The sequence below is a fragment of the Variovorax sp. YR266 genome (genome assembly GCF_900107295.1).
Classification (GTDB): domain Bacteria; phylum Pseudomonadota; class Gammaproteobacteria; order Burkholderiales; family Burkholderiaceae_C; genus Variovorax.
Genome location: NZ_FNPM01000022.1, coordinates 26,648 through 47,071, shown reverse-complemented (window position 1 = coordinate 47,071; position 20,424 = coordinate 26,648). Strand labels below are relative to the sequence as shown.

17 protein-coding genes are annotated in these 20,424 nt (G+C 65.0%); 12 read left to right on the top strand and 5 right to left on the bottom strand.

Going from position 1 to position 20,424, the window contains the following annotated elements; all coding sequences use genetic code 11:
* Positions 1 to 93: 93 nt before the first annotated feature.
* Both BLW48_RS33060 and BLW48_RS33055 read right to left on the bottom strand, forming a co-directional pair.
* The gene (locus BLW48_RS33060) at positions 94 to 1,305 is read right to left on the bottom strand and encodes an MFS transporter (protein WP_177142495.1); all 1,212 of its coding nucleotides are present in this window, start codon (positions 1,303 to 1,305) and stop codon (positions 94 to 96) included.
* A gap of 168 nt (positions 1,306 to 1,473) precedes the next feature.
* Positions 1,474 to 2,262: a DeoR/GlpR family DNA-binding transcription regulator gene (locus tag BLW48_RS33055; protein WP_093059624.1), complete on the bottom strand. Its 789-nt coding sequence runs from the start codon at positions 2,260 to 2,262 to the stop codon at positions 1,474 to 1,476.
* 317 nt (positions 2,263 to 2,579) lie between these two features.
* Between BLW48_RS33055 and deoC the strand changes: the two genes are divergently transcribed.
* From deoC to BLW48_RS33010, 9 genes are all read left to right on the top strand, one after another.
* Positions 2,580 to 3,542, top strand: coding sequence for a deoxyribose-phosphate aldolase (gene deoC / locus BLW48_RS33050; protein ID WP_256331057.1), 963 nt, complete (start codon positions 2,580 to 2,582; stop codon positions 3,540 to 3,542).
* A 4-nt stretch (positions 3,543 to 3,546) separates the two neighbouring features.
* Positions 3,547 to 5,955, top strand: a complete 2,409-nt coding sequence (locus tag BLW48_RS33045; protein ID WP_093179880.1) for an aldehyde dehydrogenase family protein — start codon at positions 3,547 to 3,549, stop codon at positions 5,953 to 5,955.
* A gap of 123 nt (positions 5,956 to 6,078) precedes the next feature.
* On the top strand, positions 6,079 to 6,531 hold the full coding sequence (locus tag BLW48_RS33040; RefSeq protein ID WP_093179879.1) for an RbsD/FucU family protein: 453 nt from the start codon (positions 6,079 to 6,081) through the stop codon (positions 6,529 to 6,531).
* 4 nt (positions 6,532 to 6,535) lie between these two features.
* Entirely contained in the window at positions 6,536 to 7,480 is a 945-nt protein-coding gene (gene rbsK / locus BLW48_RS33035) for a ribokinase (RefSeq protein WP_093179877.1), read from the top strand.
* Between the two features lie 13 nt (positions 7,481 to 7,493).
* Positions 7,494 to 8,546, top strand: a complete 1,053-nt coding sequence (locus tag BLW48_RS33030) for an ABC transporter permease (protein ID WP_093179875.1) — start codon at positions 7,494 to 7,496, stop codon at positions 8,544 to 8,546.
* A gap of 8 nt (positions 8,547 to 8,554) precedes the next feature.
* Positions 8,555 to 9,559, top strand: a complete 1,005-nt coding sequence (locus BLW48_RS33025; protein ID WP_093179874.1) for a substrate-binding domain-containing protein — start codon at positions 8,555 to 8,557, stop codon at positions 9,557 to 9,559.
* A gap of 11 nt (positions 9,560 to 9,570) precedes the next feature.
* A complete protein-coding gene (locus BLW48_RS33020) occupies positions 9,571 to 11,160 on the top strand; it encodes a sugar ABC transporter ATP-binding protein (RefSeq protein ID WP_093179872.1) in 1,590 nt (529 codons plus the stop codon).
* Complete coding sequence (locus BLW48_RS33015; RefSeq protein ID WP_093179870.1) at positions 11,157 to 12,200, top strand: ABC transporter permease; 1,044 nt, start codon at positions 11,157 to 11,159, stop codon at positions 12,198 to 12,200. Before BLW48_RS33020 ends, BLW48_RS33015 begins: the two co-directional genes overlap by 4 nt.
* A gap of 399 nt (positions 12,201 to 12,599) precedes the next feature.
* Positions 12,600 to 12,869 carry a hypothetical protein gene (locus BLW48_RS33010; RefSeq protein WP_093059610.1) on the top strand — a complete coding sequence of 90 codons (270 nt, stop codon included), beginning with the start codon at positions 12,600 to 12,602 and terminating at the stop codon, positions 12,867 to 12,869.
* A gap of 12 nt (positions 12,870 to 12,881) precedes the next feature.
* Here BLW48_RS33010 and BLW48_RS33005 read toward each other — a convergent pair whose 3' ends face one another.
* The 3 genes from BLW48_RS33005 to BLW48_RS32995 all read right to left on the bottom strand — a co-directional run bounded on the left by BLW48_RS33005 (position 12,882) and on the right by BLW48_RS32995 (position 17,111).
* Positions 12,882 to 13,643 (bottom strand): ABC transporter permease, encoded by a 762-nt coding sequence (locus BLW48_RS33005; protein WP_093059616.1) that lies wholly within the window; start codon positions 13,641 to 13,643, stop codon positions 12,882 to 12,884.
* Complete coding sequence (locus BLW48_RS33000) at positions 13,640 to 14,569, bottom strand: ABC transporter ATP-binding protein (RefSeq protein ID WP_093179869.1); 930 nt, start codon at positions 14,567 to 14,569, stop codon at positions 13,640 to 13,642. Before BLW48_RS33000 ends, BLW48_RS33005 begins: the two co-directional genes overlap by 4 nt.
* A gap of 157 nt (positions 14,570 to 14,726) precedes the next feature.
* Positions 14,727 to 17,111 carry a DNA polymerase II gene (locus BLW48_RS32995; protein ID WP_093179908.1) on the bottom strand — a complete coding sequence of 795 codons (2,385 nt, stop codon included), beginning with the start codon at positions 17,109 to 17,111 and terminating at the stop codon, positions 14,727 to 14,729.
* A 439-nt stretch (positions 17,112 to 17,550) separates the two neighbouring features.
* Between BLW48_RS32995 and BLW48_RS32990 the strand changes: the two genes are divergently transcribed.
* From BLW48_RS32990 to BLW48_RS32980, 3 genes are all read left to right on the top strand, one after another.
* On the top strand, positions 17,551 to 18,804 hold the full coding sequence (locus tag BLW48_RS32990; RefSeq protein WP_256331055.1) for a tyrosine-type recombinase/integrase: 1,254 nt from the start codon (positions 17,551 to 17,553) through the stop codon (positions 18,802 to 18,804).
* A gap of 16 nt (positions 18,805 to 18,820) precedes the next feature.
* Entirely contained in the window at positions 18,821 to 19,804 is a 984-nt protein-coding gene (locus BLW48_RS35250) for a transcriptional regulator domain-containing protein (RefSeq protein ID WP_143047855.1), read from the top strand.
* A 298-nt stretch (positions 19,805 to 20,102) separates the two neighbouring features.
* Positions 20,103 to 20,375, top strand: coding sequence for a helix-turn-helix transcriptional regulator (locus BLW48_RS32980; protein WP_218137560.1), 273 nt, complete (start codon positions 20,103 to 20,105; stop codon positions 20,373 to 20,375).
* Positions 20,376 to 20,424 lie beyond the last annotated feature (49 nt).

The window sequence follows — 20,424 nt, the reverse complement described above, 5'->3', positions numbered from 1 at the left end:
ACCCCGACCCGATTGCGAGCGCGGAATCAGAGACCCTCAGGCCTGGTGCGAGTTGGCGGGTCATGCAATTGACCACCGCCGAATTTGTGGAATTCAGCGCCCGTGGCGCGGAATCCAATACGCCAGCGTCCCCGCCGCAGCGAAGGCGATCAGTCCGGTCACCGCGATTCCCGCGGCAAGAGACAGGCCGCCCGCCAGCAGAGACAGCAACGCCGGGCCGCACGAGGAGCCGATGTCGGACATCAGACGCCATATGCCGAGGAAGTGCGCGCGCCCGTGACGCGGCGAGTGGTCGGCGCCGAGGGTCATGATCATTCCCGAGCCGATGCCATTGCCGAAACCGATCGCCAGTGCAGCGATCAACAGCGTGAGAACGCCGGACGTCAGGGGCATCAGCAGCATTGCCAGCCCCATGATCAGCATCGACGGCACCGCGACCCAGCGCCTGCCCTTCCGGTCCATCACCTTGCCGGCCGGGTAGAACACCAGCATGTCGACACCGCCGGCTAGGCCGTAGATCAGCGAGGCCACCGAGGGCGCAAGCATCAGGTGGTCGGCCCACAGCGGGATCACGGCCTGGCGCGAAGCGCGCACTGCGCTGACCAGCACCACGCCGACACCGAGCGTGAGGAACACATGACGGTGATCCCGCAGCGTCGAGACAACGGACGTCGAAGCCGGCGCCGCCTGCCCGGCCGGGAGCGGCGGCGCCTCGAGGTCGGGGATGCGCGCGCCGATGGCCGCAGCCGCCATCACCGCCACGATGCCGACCACATAGGCCGCCGACAGGCCGAACACATGCACCGCCCCGGCAGCGAGAAAAGGCCCGGCGAACATGCCGATGCGCATGACGCCGCCCAGCGTCGACAGCGCCCGCGCGCGGTATTCGATGGGCACCGCCTCGGTCATGTAGCTCTGGCGCGCAAGGTTGTAGACCGCCTGCGACATGCCCACCATGAAGCAGCCCGTGGCGAACAGGCCGAGATGCGAAGTCAGCACGCACAGGAGCATGCCAAGACCGCTCCACACACCCGCCGCAACGATGGCCCAGCGCTCGCCCCAGCGCATGGTGATCATCGATGCCGGGATGTTGTTGAGCAGCGAGCCGATGCCGATCATCGCGATCACCAGCGCGGCCATGGGCACGGAAGCCCCGAGGCCACGCGCCGTCAGCGGCACGATCGGCAGGATGGCGCCCTCACCCAATCCGAACAACAGCGAAGGAGCGAAGGCCGGTACGGCGATGCGCCAAAGAGAGAACGAAGGCGTGGGGGAAGAGGTCGAGGCGGCGGGCGGGGTTGACATGCGCAGAAGGGTTCGGATTTGTTGCCGCCACCCGCCGGGCGGACAAAGGCGCGGCAATTGTCTCGCCGATGCCGAATGTCTGCAGGGCCTCTCCTTTCCTCACTCCGTCCTGCGCTGCAAAGCCTGCGCGGCGGCCACGTGGATTGCGGGCCTGCGATGCCCGGCATCTCAAGCGGTTGTGGGCCGCGCAAACTCGATCGGCAGATCCTTGAACTGCTTGCGCAGACCCGGCACGGGCGCCCCGCCCACCACGATGCGCGCAAACGCATCGAGCGGACTGAAGAAAGCGGGCCGCAGGCGATTGAGCTTGCTTTCATCCACGATCAGGAAGCTCTGCGACGCGCTGCGGATCGCCGCCTGCTTCACCGGTACTTCGTGAAAATTGGAACAGCTCGCGCCCCGCTCCAGGTCCAGTCCGCCGGCTGAAATGAAGGCCTTGTTCACGCCCAGCCGGTTGAGATATTGCAGCCCCTCGTCGGAAAAGAACGTGGCCGACGACGCGTGGTACAGCCCGCCCAGCAGCATCAACTGCGTGTTCGGCCGGCGGCTGAGGATCGACGCGATGTTCGTGGAGTAACACACCACGCTCAATGGCATGTCGGGCGGCAAGGCCTCCGCGAAATGGACCATGGTGGTGCCGCAGTCGATGAACAGGCTGTCGTGCGCCTGCACCCACGTGGCGGCGCGTTCGCAGGCCACGCGCTTGTGCGCCGCGTGCTGGTCGCTGGCCTCGTCGAGCGAGTACCTGTCGGCGCCCGGCAGCGTTGTCGCAAGCACGTAGCCGCCGAGGGCGGTGAGCGGCGAGTCGGCGGCCGACAGGTCGCGGCGGATCGTCATTTCCGTCACGTCCAGCCGCTGGGCGGCCTGCTTGATCGGCAACGGTCCGCCGGCCTCGACGAGCTCCTGCATCTTTGCAAGGCGCAAGGCCCGGGCCTCGGCGCCGGCGGTCTTTCGCATGTTCTGGTTCCTCTGGTCCACAAGCCTGAGTATCGGGCATCAAAAATGTTATTTCAAAAACATCTTGCGCAGATAAATGTTATTGAAATAACATTCACTCCAATGCGCCACCGGCCCTGCACGGCGGTCTGCACAACGATCGGAGACAAAGACATGCCCCTTGCCTGCCTGCCGCTCACGCGGCGCCTGCGCGCCCCGGCGCCCTTCACTCCATGACCTCCACTTCCCTCGTTCGCGCCAGCGGCGCGGTGCGCTCGCGCCCCGTTTCGACCGTCGCGGCCGCTTCGCCCCCGGCTGCCGTTGCCGGCGCCGCGGCGATGGCGCCCGACAAGAAGCCGCGCAACACCGCGCAACCCTTCGACACCGGCTGGTTCGACAACATCCGCGTCAACCTCTCGGCCGCCGAACGCCGCGTGGCCACGCTGCCCGGTCGCCGCTCGGTCAAGAAAGATGCGCAGGCCGGCTGGCTGCTCAAGGCCATCACCTGCATCGACCTGACCACTCTCAACGGCGACGACACGGCCGAGCGCGTGCGCAGGCTGTGCGCCAAGGCCGTGACCCCCGTGCGCCCCGACCTGCTGGTTGCGCTGGGCTTTGCAGATCGCACGCTGCACACCGGCGCGGTCTGCGTCTATCACCGCTTCGTGGCCACGGCCGTGGATGCGCTCGCGGGCACCGGCATTCCGGTGGCGGCGGTGTCCACGGGCTTTCCGGCGGGGCTGATTCCGCACGAGCTCAAGCTCAAGGAGATCGAAGCATCGGTGCGCGACGGCGCGGCCGAGATCGACATCGTCATCACGCGCGAACACGTGCTCACCGGGCAGTGGCAAAAGCTCTACGACGAGATGCGCGACTTTCGCCTGGCAGCGGGCGATGCGCACGTGAAAGCCATCCTGGCCACGGGCGAACTGAAGACGCTGCGCAACGTCGCCAAGGCCTCGATGGTCTGCATGATGGCCGGCGCCGATTTCATCAAGACCTCCACCGGCAAGGAAGGCGTGAACGCCACGCCGCTGGTCACGCTGGTGATGCTGCGCATGATCCGCGAGTACGAAGCCCGCACGGGTTTTCGCGTGGGCTACAAGCCCGCCGGCGGCGTCTCCACCGCCAAGACCGCGCTCGACTACCAGGTGCTCATGAAGGAAGAGCTGGGCCGCGCCTGGCTCGAGCCCGACCTGTTCCGCATCGGCGCCTCCACCCTGCTGGCCGACATCGAGCGCCAGCTGGAACACCACGTCACGGGCCGCTACTCGGCCTTCCACCGCCACCCGATCGGATGACCCGATGAGCAGCAACAGCAGCGTCGCACGCTATTTCGACACCATGGACTACGGCCCCGCGCCAGAGAGCGACACCGACGCCCGCCAATGGCTCTCGCGCCATGCGCAGGGCTTTGGCCACTTCATCGGCGGGCACTTCACCCCCGCATCGGCCGGCCCGCATTTCGACACGGCCGAACCAGCCACCGGCCAGCGGCTCGCCGGCATCGCACAGGGGTCCGCGCAGGACGTGGACGCCGCCGTCGCCGCGGCGCGCACCGCGCAGCCCGGCTGGCTGGCGCTCGGCGGCCACGGCCGTGCACGGCATCTGTACGCCCTGGCGCGCATGGTGCAGCGCCATGCGCGGCTGCTCGCGGTGGTCGAGGCGCTGGACAACGGCAAGCCGATCCGCGAGAGCCGCGACCTCGACGTGCCGCTGGTGGCGCGCCACTTCTATCACCACGCCGGCTGGGCCCAGCTGCAGGAACGCGAGTTCGCCGACCAGGTGCCGCTGGGCGTGATCGGCCAGATCATTCCCTGGAACTTCCCGCTGCTGATGCTGGCCTGGAAGATCGCGCCCGCGCTGGCGCTGGGCAACACGGTGGTGCTCAAGCCCGCGGAGTTCACGCCGCTGAGCGCCCTGCTGTTCGCCGAACTCGCGGCGCAGGCCGGCCTGCCCGCCGGCGTGCTGAACGTGGTGACCGGCGACGGTGCCACGGGCGCGGCGCTGGTGGCGCACGAAGGCGTCGACAAGATCGCTTTCACCGGCTCGACCGACGTGGGCCGCCTGATCCGCGAAGCCACCGCCGGCTCGGGCAAGTCGCTCACGCTGGAGCTGGGCGGCAAGTCGCCCTTCATCGTGTTCGACGACGCCGACATCGATGCCGCCGTGGAAGGCGTGGTCGACGCCATCTGGTTCAACCAGGGCCAGGTGTGCTGCGCCGGCTCGCGGCTGCTGCTGCAGGAAGGCATTGCGGCCGACTTCATCGAACGCCTCAAGCGCCGCATGCAGAGCCTTCGCGTGGGCCTGCCGCTGGACAAGGCGATCGACATCGGCAGCCTGATCGACCCTTCGCAGCTCGAACGCGTGCGTTCGCTGGTGGCCACCGGCGTGCGCGAAGGCGCAGTCTGCTACCAGCCGCCGGGCGCGCTGCCAGCGGGCGGCAGCTTCTTTCCGCCCACGCTGCTGACGGGTGTGCACCCTGCTGCCACCGTTGCGACCGAAGAGATCTTCGGCCCGGTGCTGGTGACCATGACCTTCCGCACGCCCGACGAGGCCGTGGCACTGGCCAACAACACGCGCTACGGTCTCGCCGCCAGCGTGTGGAGCGAGACCATCGGCCTTGCGCTGGGTATCGCGCCGCAGCTGCAGGCCGGCGTGGTGTGGGTCAACGCAACCAATCTGTTCGACGCGGGCGTGGGCTTCGGCGGCTACCGCGAATCGGGCTACGGCCGCGAAGGCGGACGCGAGGGCTGCTACGAATACCTGAAGCCGCGCGCATGGGCCGAGCGCAAGCCGCGTTCGGCAACTGCATTTGCCCAAGCCGCGAACGAGGCAGACAAGGCACCGGTCGCCGCGGGGCTTCCGGCCATCGACCGCACGGCCAAGCTGTTCATCGGCGGCAAGCAGGTGCGCCCGGATGGCGAACTCTCGCACCCCGTGTTCTCCGCCACCGGCCAGCGGCTCGGCGAGGTGGGCACCGGCAACCGCAAGGACATCCGCAACGCCGTGGCCGCCGCGCGCGCCGCCACGGGCTGGTCGAGCGCCACGCCGCACCGCCGCGCGCAGGCGCTCTACTACCTGGCCGAAAACCTCTCGGCGCGCGCCGGCGAATTCGCCGCGCGCCTCACAAGCCTGACCGGCGCGGCCGCGCGCGCCGCACAGGCCGAAGTCGACGCCGCCGTGAGCCGCCTCTTCGCCTACGGTGCGTGGGCCGACAAGTACGAAGGCACGGTGCACGTGCCGCCGCTGCGCGGCGTGGCACTGGCCACCGTCGAGGCCATCGGCGTGGTCGGCGTGGTGTGCCCCGACGAAGCGCCGCTCTTGTCCTTCGTGAGCCTGCTCGCGCCGCTGCTCGCCATGGGCAACCGCACGGTGATCGTGCCGAGCGAGAAGCATCCGCTGATCGCGACCGACTTCTACCAGGTGCTCGAAACCTCCGACCTGCCGGCCGGCGTGGTCAACCTCGTGACCGGCCCTGTCGCCGGCCTTGCGCAGACGCTGGCCGAGCACGACGACGTCGATGCGCTGTGGGTCTTCGGTGCAAAGGAGCTGTCGCGCACCGCGGAGCGGCTGTCGATCGGCAACCTCAAGCGCACGCTGGTCGATCACGGCCTGGCCACCGACTGGCACGACGGCGCGGCGGCCGAAGGCCCGCTGTTCCTGCGGCATGCCACGCAGGTCAAGAACATCTGGATTCCCTATGGCGAATGAGCGCTGTCAGTGCTTCCAAAGCCTCGAAAACCAAGGGAAATCCCTCAATAGCAAACGTTTGCGCAAACGTTTTCTTTCTCTAAGATCGCAGCCAACCGAACCGTTCCATCGCCAGGAGTCCGCATGCTGAAGTCCATCCATCCGCTGCTCAATGCCGACGTGCTGTACGCCCTGCGCGCCATGGGCCATGGCGACGAACTGGTGCTGTGCGATGCCAACTTTCCGGCCGACTCGGTGGCGCGCCAGACCACGCTGGGCCGGCTGCTTCGCATCGACGGCGTGGGCACCACGGAAGCGGCGCGCGCCGTCCTGTCGGTGCTGCCGCTCGACGAGGCGGTGGACGATCCGGCACGCCGCATGGAAATCATGGGCCAGCCGCACGAGATCCCGCCGGTGCAGCAGGAAATGCAGCGCGAGATCGACGCTGCCGAGGGGCGCGTGCGCCCGCTGGGCTCGATCGAACGCTTCGCCTTCTATGAAGCCGCGCGCCGCGCCTACTGCGTGATCGCCACCGGCGAGCGCCGCTTCTACGGCTGCTTCATCTTCAAAAAGGGCGTGCTCGCGCCGCAGGCCTGACCCCATGACCGTCCTCACTTCCAGGCAGCACGACGTCGCCGTGCTCGGCATCTTCGTTGCCGACCTTGCGTTTCGCGCGTCCAGCCTTCCGGGCGTGGGCCAGACCATCGCCGGCTCTGGCTTCGCAATGGGCCCGGGCGGCAAGGGATCGAACCAGGCCGTGGCAGCCGCACGCGCAGGCGCCGGGGTCACGTTCATCTCCAAGCTGGGGCAGGACGCCTTCGGCAACGACGCGCTCGCCCTGTGGTCGCGCGAGGGCATCACGCCGCGCGCGCCGCAGGTGACGGCGCAGCCGACCGGCGCGGCGTTCATCTACGTTCATGAAGTCACCGGCGACAACGCCATCATCGTGGTGCCAGGCGCCGCGATGCTGATCGACGCCGCCGACGTCGACGCGGCAGCCGATGCGATCCGCGGCGCACGCGTGTTCGTCACCCAGCTCGAGCAGCCGGCCGCCGCCGCGCGCCGCGGGCTGGAGATTGCCCGCGAGGCCGGCACGCTCACCGTGTTCAACCCCGCGCCCGCCCTGCCCTTCGACGACGCGCTCTACGCACTGTGCGACTACATCACGCCCAACGAGCACGAAGCCGCAGCCCTGAGCGGCATGCCCGTCGAAACCATCGAGGACGCGCGCCGCGCGGGCGACTTCTTCCTCGCCAAGGGCGTGGGCTGCGCGCTCATCACGCTCGGCGACAAGGGCGCCCTGCTGCACAGCGCCAGCGGCTCCGAGCACATTCCGGTGTTCCGCGCCGGCGAGGTGAAGGAAACCACCGGCGCGGGCGACGCCTTCAACGGCGGCTTTGCGGCCGCGCTGGCCGAGGGCGCCACCGCCCGCGAGGCGGCGCGCTTCGGCGCGGCGGTCGCGGCCATCTCCGTGACACGTGCCGGCACGGCGCCCTCGATGCCCACGCGCGCCGAGGTCGATGCGCTGCTGGCCCGCGTCGCCTGACAGGACCCTGCCCATGAAGCTCAGGTTTTCAGACCGCGAACTCAACTTCCTGGTCGGCATCAACGCCCTCATCCTCGTGGTGGCGACGGTGCTGTCCAAGGGGGACTTTCTCGACGTCTACAACTTCCAGTCCATGGGTGGCCAGCTGCCCGAACTCGGCCTGCTGGCCATGGGCGTGGCGCTGTCGATGATCTCGGGCAACGGCGGCATCGACCTGTCGGGCGTGGCGCTGGCCAACCTGGCGGGCGTGGTGGCCGCCACCCTCGCGCCGCAGCTGGCCGCGCCCGATGCGTCGCCCTGGCTCTACACCGGCTGGTTCGCCGCCATCGCGCTGGCGGTGGGCCTGGCCGGCGGATTGCTCAACGGCGTGCTGATCGCGAAGGCGGGCCTCACGCCCATCCTCTGCACGCTGGGCACGCAGCTGCTCTACACCGGCCTGGCAGTGGTGCTCACGGGTGGCTCCAGCCTGCGCGTGGGCGATGCCGAGGCGCTCTCGGCCATCGGCAACGAGATGGTGCTGGGCGTGCCGATTCCGTTCGTGATCTTCCTCGTGATGCTGCTGGCCGTCGGCTGGCTGCTGCGGCAAAGCCCCTTCGGCATCCGCCTGTTCCTGCTCGGCACCAACGCCAAGGCGGCGCGCTACGCCGGCATCTCGCAGGCCCGCATGCTGATCGCGACCTACGCGCTGTGCGGATTCCTCGCAGCCGTGGCCGGCGTGATCATTGCCGCGCGCACCGCGAGCGTGAAGTCGGACTACGGCAACTCCTACCTGCTGATCGCCATCCTCATCACGGTGATGGCGGGCGTGCGGCCGCAGGGTGGCTACGGACGCATGGTGTGCCTGTTCTTCTCGGCGGTGGCGCTGCAGCTGCTGTCGAGCACCTTCAACCTGCTGGGCATTTCCAACTTCTTCCGCGACTGCGCCTGGGGCCTGCTGCTGCTGTTCTTCCTGGCCTACGGGCGCTTCGGCCTGCAGGACCTGCGCATCTTTCTTTCCACTTCGCGCTCCAGCGCACCGCCGCACCAGCTCCCTCCTGGCGCGACGCAAAGAAACCCCGAGGGCTAGGAGACAACATGCTGAAGAAAACAAAGATCGCCTGCACCGCACTCGCCCTCACCACCGTGGCCTTTGCCTCGGCACTGCACGCGCAGGGCAAGCCGCAAGACATCGTCACCGTGGTGAAGATCACCGGCATCAGCTGGTTCAACCGCATGGAAGTGGGGGTGAAGGAATTCGGCGCGAGCACGCCGGGCGTGACCACGCGCCAGATCGGCCCGGCCCAGTCGGACGCCGCGCAGCAACAGCGCCTGGTCGAAGACCTGGTGGCCAAGAAGGTCGACGCCATCGCCGTGGTCTCGATGGACCCGCCCACGCTGGAGCCGGTGCTCAGGCGCGCGATGGAGCGCGGCATCAAGGTCGTGACGCACGAGGCCGACAACCAGAAAAACACCATGGTCGACATCGAAGCCTTCGACAACACGGCCTACGGCGCGCGCATCAACGAGCGCCTGGCCGCCTGCATGGGCCAGCAGGGCAAGTGGACCTCGCTGGTGGGCTCGCTGGGCAGCCAGTCGCAGGTGCAGTGGGCCGACGGCGGCGCCTCGAACGCGAAGAAGTACCCCAAGATGACGCTGGTCGACGCCAAGAACGAATCGCTCAACGACGCCGAGAAGGCCTACGGCAAGGCCAAGGAAATGCTGCGCAAGCACCCCGACCTGAAGGGCTTCCAGGGCTCGTCGTCGCTCGACGTGCTGGGCATCGGCCGCGCGGTGGAAGAAGCCGGCTTGCAGGGCAAGGTCTGCGTGTTCGGCACGGGCCTGCCCAGCGAAGCGGCCAAGTTCCTCGAGTCGGGCGCGGTCGGCGGCATTGCCTTCTGGGACCCGAAGGATGCCGGCCTCGTCATGAACAAGGCGGCCAAGATGCTGATCGACGGCAAGACCATCACCGACGGCACCGACATGGGCGTGCCGGGCTACAACAAGGTCTCGGTCAAGAAGGGACCGGGCGTCGGCATCGTCGTCACGGGCCAGGCCTGGGTCGAGGTCGACAAGCAGAACTACAAGAAGTACGCCTTCTGAGCCTGCGAACCATGACCCTTGCAGCAGCGCCCTCCATGCAGGCCACGCACGCCCCGGCCACGCCGACGGGGCGCCGCGTCTTTCTCGAGGTGCAGGACGTGCACAAGCGCTTCGCGGGCGTGCACGCGCTGCGCGGCATCGACCTGACGATCGAGGCCGGCGAGATCTACCACCTGCTCGGCGAGAACGGCTGCGGCAAGAGCACGCTGATCAAGATCATCTCGGGCGCGCAGCCGCCGAGCCAGGGCCGCATCGTGATCGACGGCAGGCCGCACGATGCGCTGTCGCCACTTCAGGCGCTCACGCTCGGCATCGAGACGGTCTACCAGGACCTGTCCCTGCTGCCGAACATGAGCGTGGCCGAGAACGTCGCGCTCAGCGAGCAGTTGGTGAGCACCGGCGGCAAGCTGACGCGCCGTTTCGACGGCAAGGCGGTCGCGGCCACGGCCGTGCGTGCGCTGGAGACGGTGAAGCTGCCGACCGACGCCGCCTTCCTGGCGCGCCGCGTCGACGAACTGCCCATTGCCACGCGCCAGCTGGTGGCGATCGCGCGCGCCGTGGCCACGCGCGCGCGCATGGTCATCATGGACGAGCCCACCACCTCGCTCACGCAGAAGGAAGTGGACAACCTCGTGCACGTGGTCGAGGCGCTGCGCGCGCAGGGCGTGGCGGTGCTGTTCGTGAGCCACAAGCTCGACGAGTGCATGGCCATGGGCGGCCAGGCCATCGTGTTCCGCGACGGCACCAAGGTCGCGCAGGGACCGATCAAGGGTTTCACCAAGGCCGAGCTCGCGCACTGGATGACCGGCAAGCAGCTCGACGGCGCCCGCTACCGTCACCGCTCGCACGACGGCGACGTGCTGCTGAAGGTCGAGGCGCTGGGCCGCGGCACGCAATTCAGCGACGTGGGCTTCACGCTGCACAAGGGCGAGATCCTGGGCATCACCGGGCTGCTCGACTCGGGGCGCAACGAGCTGGCGATGGCGCTCGCGGGCGTGCAGGCCGCGGACCGCGGCCGCATCTCGCTCGCAGCGAAGGAGATCACGCTGAAGACACCGGCCGACGGCATCCGCCAGGGCATCGGCTATGTGCCCGAAGACCGGCTCAGCGAAGGCCTCTTTCTCGACAAGCCCATCCGCGACAACATCGTCACGGCCGTGCTCGGCCGCCTGCGCGGGCGCTTCGGCGCGCTCGATGCGCGCCAGTGCCAGGCGCTGGCCGAACGCACCGTGGCCGACCTGCAGATCGCTACGCCCGACGTGGACCGCCCGGTGCAGTCGCTCTCGGGCGGCAACCAGCAGCGCGTGCTCATCGGCCGCTGGCTCGCCATCGATCCGCGGGTGCTGATCCTGCACGGCCCGACCGTGGGCGTGGACGTCGGCTCGAAAGACACCATCTACCGCATCGTGCAGCGGCTGGCCGAGCAGGGGCTGGGCGTGATCCTGGTCAGCGACGACCTGCAGGAACTGCTGCAGAACTGCGACCGCATCCTGCTGATGCGCAAGGGCCGCATCGCCCACGACTTCGACGCGCAAGGGCTGGCCGAAAGCGAGCTGTACCGCGCGCTGGTTTCCGACACCCCCTCTCCCGCATTCTCATGACGGCTTCCACCATGCAAGCGCACACCACCGCTGTGCCCGCAGCGCCCGAGCCCCGGGCCCGCACGTCCTGGCGCCACTGGCTCGCGCAGCGCCCCTCGGTCTTCACACTGGCGCTGATCGTGCTGGTGAGCCTGGTGGTGGGCGCGATCAACCCGAGCTTCTTCCAGTTGCCGGTGCTGTTCGACATCGTGCGCGCCTGCACGGTGCTGGGCCTGTTCGCGCTCGGCGTGCTGATCGTGCTGGCCGCGGGCGGCATCGACGTGTCGTTCGCGGCGATTGCCGCGCTCACGATGTACAGCATCACCAAGCTCGTGCTGAACTACTTTCCGGAAGCGCCGATCGCGCTGCTGCTGGTGGCGGGTGCGGCCAGCGGCGCGGTGCTCGGCGTGCTCAACGGCCTGCTGGTGCACTGGCTCAAGGCGCCCTCGCTGATCGTGACCATCGGCACGCAGTACCTGTACCGCGGCATCCTGCTTACCTTTGTCGGCACCGTGTTCTTCATGAACGTGCCGCTGCCGATGGATGCCTTCGGCAAGCTCGCGCTCTGGCGCTTCGACACGCCGCAGGGCCTGCACGCGGTGCTGCCGGCCACCGTGCTGGTGCTGGCTGGCGCGGCGGTGCTGACCTGGTGGCTGCTGAACCGCACGCTGATCGGCCGCGCGGTGTACGCCATCGGCGGCAGCCTGGCAATCGCGGAGCGCCTGGGCTACAACCTGCGCACCGTTCACGTCTTCGTGTTCGCGTACGCGGGTTTACTGTCGGGCCTGGCGGGCATCGTGCATGTGTCGAGCACGCGGCTGGCCAATCCTTTCGACCTGGTGGGCAACGAACTGGACGTGATCGCCGCCGTGATCCTCGGCGGCGCCCGCATCACCGGCGGCAGCGGCACCGTGGGCGGCACGCTGCTCGGCGTGGTGCTGGTCACGCTGGTCAATAACGTGCTGATCCTGGCGGGAGTGCCCAGCACCTGGCAGAAGGTCATCATCGGAGCCTTCATCCTCGTGGCCGGGGCTTGCTTCGCGATGCGCAAGCAGGGCTGAGGGCTTCACGCCGCTATGCGCGAGCAGGTTGACGGCCTTCGGGATGTGAAGGCCCGGCGGCCATGTCGCCGCGCCCGGCTCGGCTGAAACACCGGATGTCTGGGCCTGCCGCCCCCTCGCCGTCACCTCGTTCGACGGAAGAAATCTTCCCGTTTGAAATCCCGACGGCGTGGTGGTCGTCACCGAAGTAGCGATCGCCGTCGAACAATCTTGCGTGGGTGAGAACGAGCTGCGGTGACATGGATGCCCCTTTTGCGGCAATTCTAGAAATGGGGGTGCCATTTCTCTTGTCTCTGCATGCATGGCGATTGATCCTGCGTGCCGATCCCGGGCCCTTCGGGGCCCTTTCCATGGGATATGCTGCGCCGCGCAATCTTTGTTTGAACTTGGAGTAACTCGATGGAAGACGTGAAGATCCTTCAGATCATGCCCGCCGAAGGGTGGGTCGCCGTGTACGACGGCGGCGATGAAGGAGAAATGGAAGAGCCGCTGGCCTGTTTTGCGCTGGTGCAGGTCGACTACAAGAATGGCGACGGCATCCAGACCGAAGTACGCGGAATGGCGCCCGACGAAAAGCTCATGGCGTTCGTGGAAGACGCTACCAACTTCGTGACGGTTCGTCGCGCTGAAGAAGCCGACGACGAAGAGGAAGACGAGGCAGCCGAGTAGTTACACGCCCAATCAAACCTTGAGCCTGTACCCGGTCTTGAAGATCCAGCGCACGGCGATCAGGCACAGCGCCAGGAAAACCAGCGTCACGCTCATGCTGATCGGCAGGCTCACGTCGGAGACGCCGTAGAAGCTCCACCGGAACCCGCTGATCAGGTAGACCACCGGATTGAACAGCGAGACCTTCTGCCAGAACGGCGGCAGCATGTTGATCGAATAGAAGCTCCCACCCAGGAAGGTCAGCGGCGTGACGATCATCAAGGGAATGATCTGCAGCTTTTCGAAGCCGTCAGCCCAGACGCCGATGATGAAACCGAACAGGCTGAACGTCACCGCGGTGAGCACGAGGAACGCCACCATCCACAGCGGGTGCGCGATCTCGTACGACACGAACAACCGGGCGGTGATCAAGATGATGACTCCGAGGATGATCGACTTGCTCGCCGCCGCGCCAACGTAGCCGCACACGACCTCGACATACGACACGGGAGCGGACAGCACCTCGTAGATCGTGCCCGAGAACTTGGGAAAGTAGATGCCGAACGAGGCATTGGCGATGCTCTGCGTCAGCAGCGAGAGCATCACAAGGCCCGGGATGATGTAGGCGCCGTAGGCGATGCCGTCGACATCCACCATGCGCGAGCCGATGGCCGAACCGAAAACGACGAAATAGAGCGACGTGGAGAGCACGGGCGAGGCCACGCTCTGCATCAGCGTGCGCCACGTGCGCGCCATCTCGAACAGGTAGATGGCGCGGATTGCGTACATGTTCATGCTTGCCCCCTCACGAGGCTGACGAAGATTTCCTCCAGCGAGCTTTCGGAGGAATGCAGGTCCTTGAAGTCGATTCCGAGTTCGCCGAGCTGGCGCAAGAGGCCGGCGATCTGGTTGTCGTCGCCCTGCTTGTCGAAGGTATAGATCAGCGAGTGGCCGTCGTCGGCCAGATCGAGCTGGTAGCGGCCGACGAGTGCTTCGGGAATGGCAGCCAGCGCGCTCCGAAGGCTCAGCGTCAATTGCTTCTTGCCGAGCTTCTTCATCAGCACGGCCTTGTCCTCCACCAGGATGAGCTCGCCCTTGCGGATCACGCCGATGCGGTCGGCCATCTCCTCGGCCTCTTCAATGTAATGCGTGGTCAGGATGATGGTGACGCCGCTTTCCCGCAGCTTGCGCACCATCTCCCACATGCCGCGCCGCAACTCCACGTCGACGCCGGCGGTGGGCTCGTCGAGAAAAAGAATCCGGGGTTCATGCGACAGCGCCTTGGCGATCATCACGCGACGCTTCATGCCGCCCGAAAGCGCCATGATCTTGGAGTCCTTCTTGTCCCAAAGGGAAAGATCGCGAAGCACCTTCTCGATATGGGCCGGATTGGGCGAGTAGCCGAACAGGCCGCGGCTGAAGCTCACCGTGCCCCATACGGTTTCGAAAGCGTCGGTGGCCAGCTCCTGGGGCACCAGCCCGATCTTCGTGCGTGCGGCCCGGAAGTCGGTGACGATGTCGTGCCCATCGGCCAGCACCGTGCCTTCGCTCGGGTTGACGATGCCGCAGATGATGTTGATCAGCGTTGTCTTGCCCGCCCCGTTGGGGCCGAGCAGCGCGAATATCTCTCCTTGGTGGATGTCCAGATCGACACGCTTGAGTGCCTGGAATCCCGACGCGTAAGTCTTGGAAAGCTGATTGACCGAGACGATTGAAGGCACGAGACCTCTCTTGAGTCTGTAGGGGGGAGGCTGGAATCTTACGCTTGGGTCGCGCTGGGGCTGAGGCTGCACTCGCTGCCTCCTGGAGCGCGCAGTCGAAGTGGCAACCGGCCGCCTCAAAAGCTGAAGAGGTCTTGAGCACTTCCATTCGATCTCGCTAGAAGAGCCCGCGTTGTGACGTCGTCAAAGCCATGAAGCTTTCTCCAATGGGCTGAAGAATGGCATCGGCAATCGGCTGAAGCTGCCTGGTCAGGTAGTGCTCGTAGTCGATTCGGGACTGCCGAATCTCCATGGGTTCAGGGCCGCTGCGAGTCATGACATACCGGATCCAGCCGCCGTTCTGATATTGCCTGGGTCGGTTGACCCGACTGTTGTGATCGTCGGCAATCCTTGCCGCACGTACCTGCGGTGGTACGTTGACCAGGTAGGCATCGAGGCGGTGGCGCAGGCGCTTCCTGTAGATGAGCAGGTCGTCCATCTTGCCCGCCAGCAGCGCCTCTGCATAGTCGGTCACGAACTCCTTGTAAGGCTCGTCGTGAAAGATGCGCGAAAGCAGGCCCTCCTGGAACTGGCGCGCCAACGGGGTCCAGTCGCTGCGGGCCATCTCGAGACCGCGGTAGACCATCTCCTCCTTGCCGTTGGCGTCGACGCTCAGGCCCGCATACCGCTTCTTGCTGCCCACGTCCGAGCCGCGAATGGTCGGCATGAAGAACTTCTTGTAGTGGGTGTCGAACTCGATCTCGAGGAAGTTCTGCAGGCCGTGCTCCTCGCGAAGGGAGTTTGTCCACCACGCATTGATGTCTCTCACCAAGGTGGTCGCGACGGCGTGCGCGTTCTCGTTGGTGTGGGTACGCCTGAGCCAGATGAAGATGGAGTCGGTGTCGCCGTAGATGACTTCGTAGTCCCGGTCTTCCACGAATTCGCGCGTGAGCTTCATCATCTCGTGGCCACGAAGGGTGATGGCGGACACCAGCTTGGGATTGAAGAAACGGCAGTCGGCTGCACCCAGCACGCCGGCGAAGGAGTTCATGAGCAGCTTCAGGGCCTGGGACAGCGGCTCGTTCTTCGTCCGCTTGGCCTCGTCACGGGCGCGCCAGAGCGTGGTCACGATTTCCGGCAGGCAGTGCTTTTCGCGCGAGAAGACAGTTCCCTGCGGGCCCTTGACGAGTGTGGTCGCGTCGCCAGCGTTCGAGCCCTCGATGAAGCCGACCGGATCGACAAGAAAGGTTCGGATGATCGAGGGGTAGAGGCTCTTGTAGTCCAGCACCACGACGGAGTCGTAGAACCCCGGCTTCGAGTCCATCACGTAGCCGCCGGGGTAGGCCTTGCTCGCAATCTCGCCCACGTTCGGCGCCACGTAGCCCTGGCGATGCATCCGCGGCAGGTAATGGTGGCTGAACGCGGCGATGGAGCCACCGAAGTGGTCGGCCTGCAGGCCTGTGGTCTGGGCCCGCTCCATCACGAACTGCAGCAGCTTCGCCTTGTCGAAGATGCGCAGGACCAGCTCGCAGTCCCGGATGTTGTAGAGCGCGAGCGCGGGTTTGTCTTCCTGGTACCGCCGCTCGATCTCCGCCATCTTGTCGTACTCGTCGCCGATGGCCTTGCCCTCGCCCAGCAACGTTTGCGAGACGGTCTCCAGGCTGAAGGAGGGAAAGCTCCACACGGCGGCCTTGAGGGCGTCGATGCCGTCGATGATCACCCGGCCGGGCATGGGCGCGAACAGGTAGCCCTGCTTGCCCGGATGGGTGCGCCATTCGATGGGCCGCCGCTCCCGCCCCAGAAGGAGCTGCGTCCCACACTCGTTGGCTGTCTTCTGAAGCACTCGCAGGTCGAACTGGATGACGTTCCAGCCGATGATGACGTCCGGGTCGTTCCGCTCGAACCAGTCGTTGAGCTTCTCGAGCATGGCCTTGCGGGTCGGGCAATAGATGAGCGAAAAGTCCATGGCCCCATCCGACTCGGATGACGATTCCGGTGGCGGCTCGCCCAGCATGAAGACGACACGCTCTTGCGTGCCGTCCAGCGCAATGGAATAGAGCGCCTCGTGCTGGCTCGTCTCGATGTCCAGCGACACCACCTTCAGCACCGGCCGGAACTCGGGCGCTGGCTTGAGCTTGCAGTCGACGATGGTGGAGCGGTCTGCCCGCCCTCCTTCCACCAGCACGCCAGCGGTGATGAACCGTTCCATCAGGTAGCGATCGTGCGGGCGCACATCGGCTTCGAGCAGGGAAATGCCCTGTGCCTGGAGAGCACGCATCAACCGGCCGAGCTGGCGGAAGTGCTTCGCATAGACACCAGTGACGGGTTCCTGATGAAAAGTCTTGAGCTCGAGCTCACGCATCTGCAGGCCTGGCATGGCCATGAGGTGCGCTTCTACCGCCGCCCTGTGCCGGGTTGCGACGAATGCGACGGAGGTCTGGGAGGTCAGGACCACTTTCACCGGCCCCGCATCTGTTGCCAGCCAGTACTCGATCTCCGTGCCGGCGGGAGCATCCCGCCAGTGGCGAGTGAGGATGAAGCCCTTGAGTTCGGTGGACGTCACGAGAGCTTGGCGAATCGGATAGGGCAAGAGAGCGGGCTTGGCGTGGCCGATTTTCGCCCGGGCATGTCCAATTGCCGTCTACGCAGGCGGGGGCCAGGCAGTCCCGTGTCATCTGCCCCGCTGGAGGTCAACCACGCTTGTGCAAAGCAGTCCAAAACGAACCAGCTCAGTACAACAATAAAAGGGGGCAAAAAAGGGGCAAAGTATCCGCCCTGCCCGCAAACCCGCGTGAATACTGGGTTGCTGGCGGAGAGTGTGTCGTTTTGAGAAATGCCCGTCATTGCCCATCAATGACCGTTTCTCGAACGGTGACAACAGCTTAGCTCATCTAAGAAGGCCGTGAATGTCCACCATTCGCCGCCGGAAACCGCACCGCTTTCGATAGCGTTGTCGATAGTCGACGCCCAGTATGCTTGCAGGCTCAACGAGGAGGTGAGCCGTGCGCGGCCCCATCAATAAACTATCCGACACCAAGATCGAATCGGCGCTGAAAACCGCTCGCAAAGCCGTTGCTGCCGGGGACGGAAAACCCATCCTGCTGGGAGACGGAGGCGGGCTCACCCTACAGATCAGCAAGACCGGTGCCGCCTCCTGGTTGCACCGCTACATGCGTCTGGGCAAGGCCGTCGGCCTTGGGCTTGGCGGCTATCCCGAGGTCAGCCTGAAGCTGGCGCGGGCCAAAGCGGAAGAATGCCGGCGCATGCTTGCCGAGGGTCGCGATCCTCTGACCGACAAGCGCGCCGCCGAGACTGCAGCCAAGCTGGCCCGCGCCAAAGGCAAGATTTTCGATGATTGCGCCACCGAATACATCGACGACCACCGCGCTGAGTGGAAGAATCCGAAGCACATTCAGCAGTGGGAAAACACCCTCGCGACGTATGCCTCGCCCATCATCGGCAAGCGCCCTATCGGTGAAATCACCACAGCCGACCTAAAGCGCATCCTCAACCCGATCTGGTCGACCAAGAACGAAACGGCGTCACGCCTTCGCGGCCGCATCGAATCGATCATCGACTGGGCAACAGCCCACGAACTGCGCACCGGCGAGAACCCTGCCCGCTGGAAAGGGCACCTCGAGCACCTTCTTGCCAAAACCACGCCAGAACAGCGTGCGGACAAGCATTTTGCAGCCCTCCCCCACGCGGATATCCCGGCGTTCATGGGGAAACTGGCTGCTCAAGAAGGCATGGCTCGGTGGGCGCTCGAGTTCCTCATCCTGACCGCTGCCCGCACTTCGGAGGTCACCGGCGCGCAATGGAACGAGATTGATGAAACCGCGCAACTGTGGACCGTGCCAGCCGAACGCATGAAAGCCCGGAAAGAGCATCGCGTCCCGCTGACCGCCCGCGCGCTGACGATCCTCCGAACAGTCAAAGCATTTAGCGGCAAGACGTTCATCTTCCCCGGTCAGAACAAGGACAAGCCTATGTCCAACATGACCATGACCGCGCTGCTCAGGCGAATGGGCCGAAGCGATATCACCGTCCACGGCTTTCGCAGCACATTTCGCGACTGGGTCGGCGAGAAAACTACGCACGACTTCCGTACTGCTGAAGCAGCCTTGGCACATCAGCTACCAGACAGGGTTGCCGCCGCATATGCGCGCTCAGACCTGTTCGACAAGCGCTTCGCGATGATGCGTGATTGGGAAGAGTACTGCACCTTATCCATCGGCTTAGCATCTCAAACTTAATTTTTAGGAGCTCAGAGTGCCTTCCGTCACTGCAAAAAAGAAACCGGGGCGCGATCACTTTATTCCAGAGGCCGCTCGAAAAATATGGCCAGAAAAGCAAGTCAGCACAGCTAATTGGGCAACCCCAAAGTCTTACGAGGGCCATGAAGAGTGGCCGCCAGAAAAATGGGCATGGGAATTTTTGCGCAGAAACAGGTTCTTCCAACAGGATTGCGACGCCCTTGAGGGTGCCCGCTCAAGGAAAAAAAAGCTTCCCGCACACTGGCACCTTGCCTCTTTCAAGTCTTACGCCGAACCGTACAAGCACGTGGGCTCGGCAATTCCCGGCTGGACAATCTTCTCAAAGGTGGAGGTGTGGGATACCAATACCCGCTTTCGGCTCGCTCGGCCGCCCGTTGAGTTGGCTGTGGATGACTTGGTTCTCCAGCCAGGACAGATAGCCCTTGTTTTAGACCTGAATCAAGCTGCGGCCATTCCCGAGCTGATGCGCGCACAGTGGTCAAGCGCTTGGTATCACATGGCCGCAAGCGCAGCACGCCTTCACGCGTCGAGAAAGCGCAACAGTGAAAAATACGGAACCGGCGCAGACATGACCGTGCAATCTGGCAAAAGGGTATCGAAACCACATCCCAACAGCCGGATTGATTATTTGAGGCTTGCGGATGCCTTTTCTATGCAGTTTCCACCCAGCTTGGAAGATGTTTGCAAACAGTTCTTTGCAGATGAAAGACTGCAGATAGGTGCCAAGGAAATGCGGCCTGTGGCTGCACGCAACTCCATGAAGAAGATGATCGAAGCGGCAAGAAGCGCCGTATACGGTCAAGGCTACTTACTGTTGGTCGAGGAAGGAGCGCGAGCGGCGAGTTGGAAAGAAAAAATCGCCCCGTATTGGCCCTCCGCATCGGAAACGGACGAAACGACGGCGTCTGCTACCAAGCAGGTAGCTGAGAAGCCGCCACCCGACCCCTTTGCCATCATGTACAACAAAGCCCACCAATAGCTTCGAAGCATTTTTCCCACTTCTCGTTCGAACTTTTGAGGCAAGGAGGTCGAAGGTGGCCTCCAACCTAGGGAAAAGCCAAGCTTCGAAGCGTTTTTCGCCATAGAGCGTCGAAAAACTCCGACTTTTGATCAGATTTATGGTTGCTCAAACAGAGCAATATTTTCTGATCAAGATGACTGTCCTCCACCACGTGCCACCGGCTCGGCCAGCAAATGCCCAAGCTCGAACGAGCGCCTTTTGGCAAGGCTTACCGAAGAGGTCGGAGGACAAAACTTGTGAGTGCATTCACTCAAAGTTGGACCAACTCCTGCTGAACGTGGCCGTCGCGCAGCGCCACAAGTTGATCACGATCCATGAAGTTTGCGAGCGCACTGGTATGGGGACTTCGTTCATCCACGCCGAAATCGCAGCCGGCCGGTTTCCCAAGCCGGTAAAACTCGGCGCAAGCAAAAGCCGCCGCGCGGCCGCACGCTTCGTAGACGGCGAAGTTTCCGATTGGATCGAGCAAAGGATTGCGGAACGCGATTTGCCTCTGTTCTTGTCGGCAAGCATCAGGGAGGGCGCATGAGCTAGCCCCATCCTCAATCCAACTGATTGCCGCGAACCGATTCGTCAAA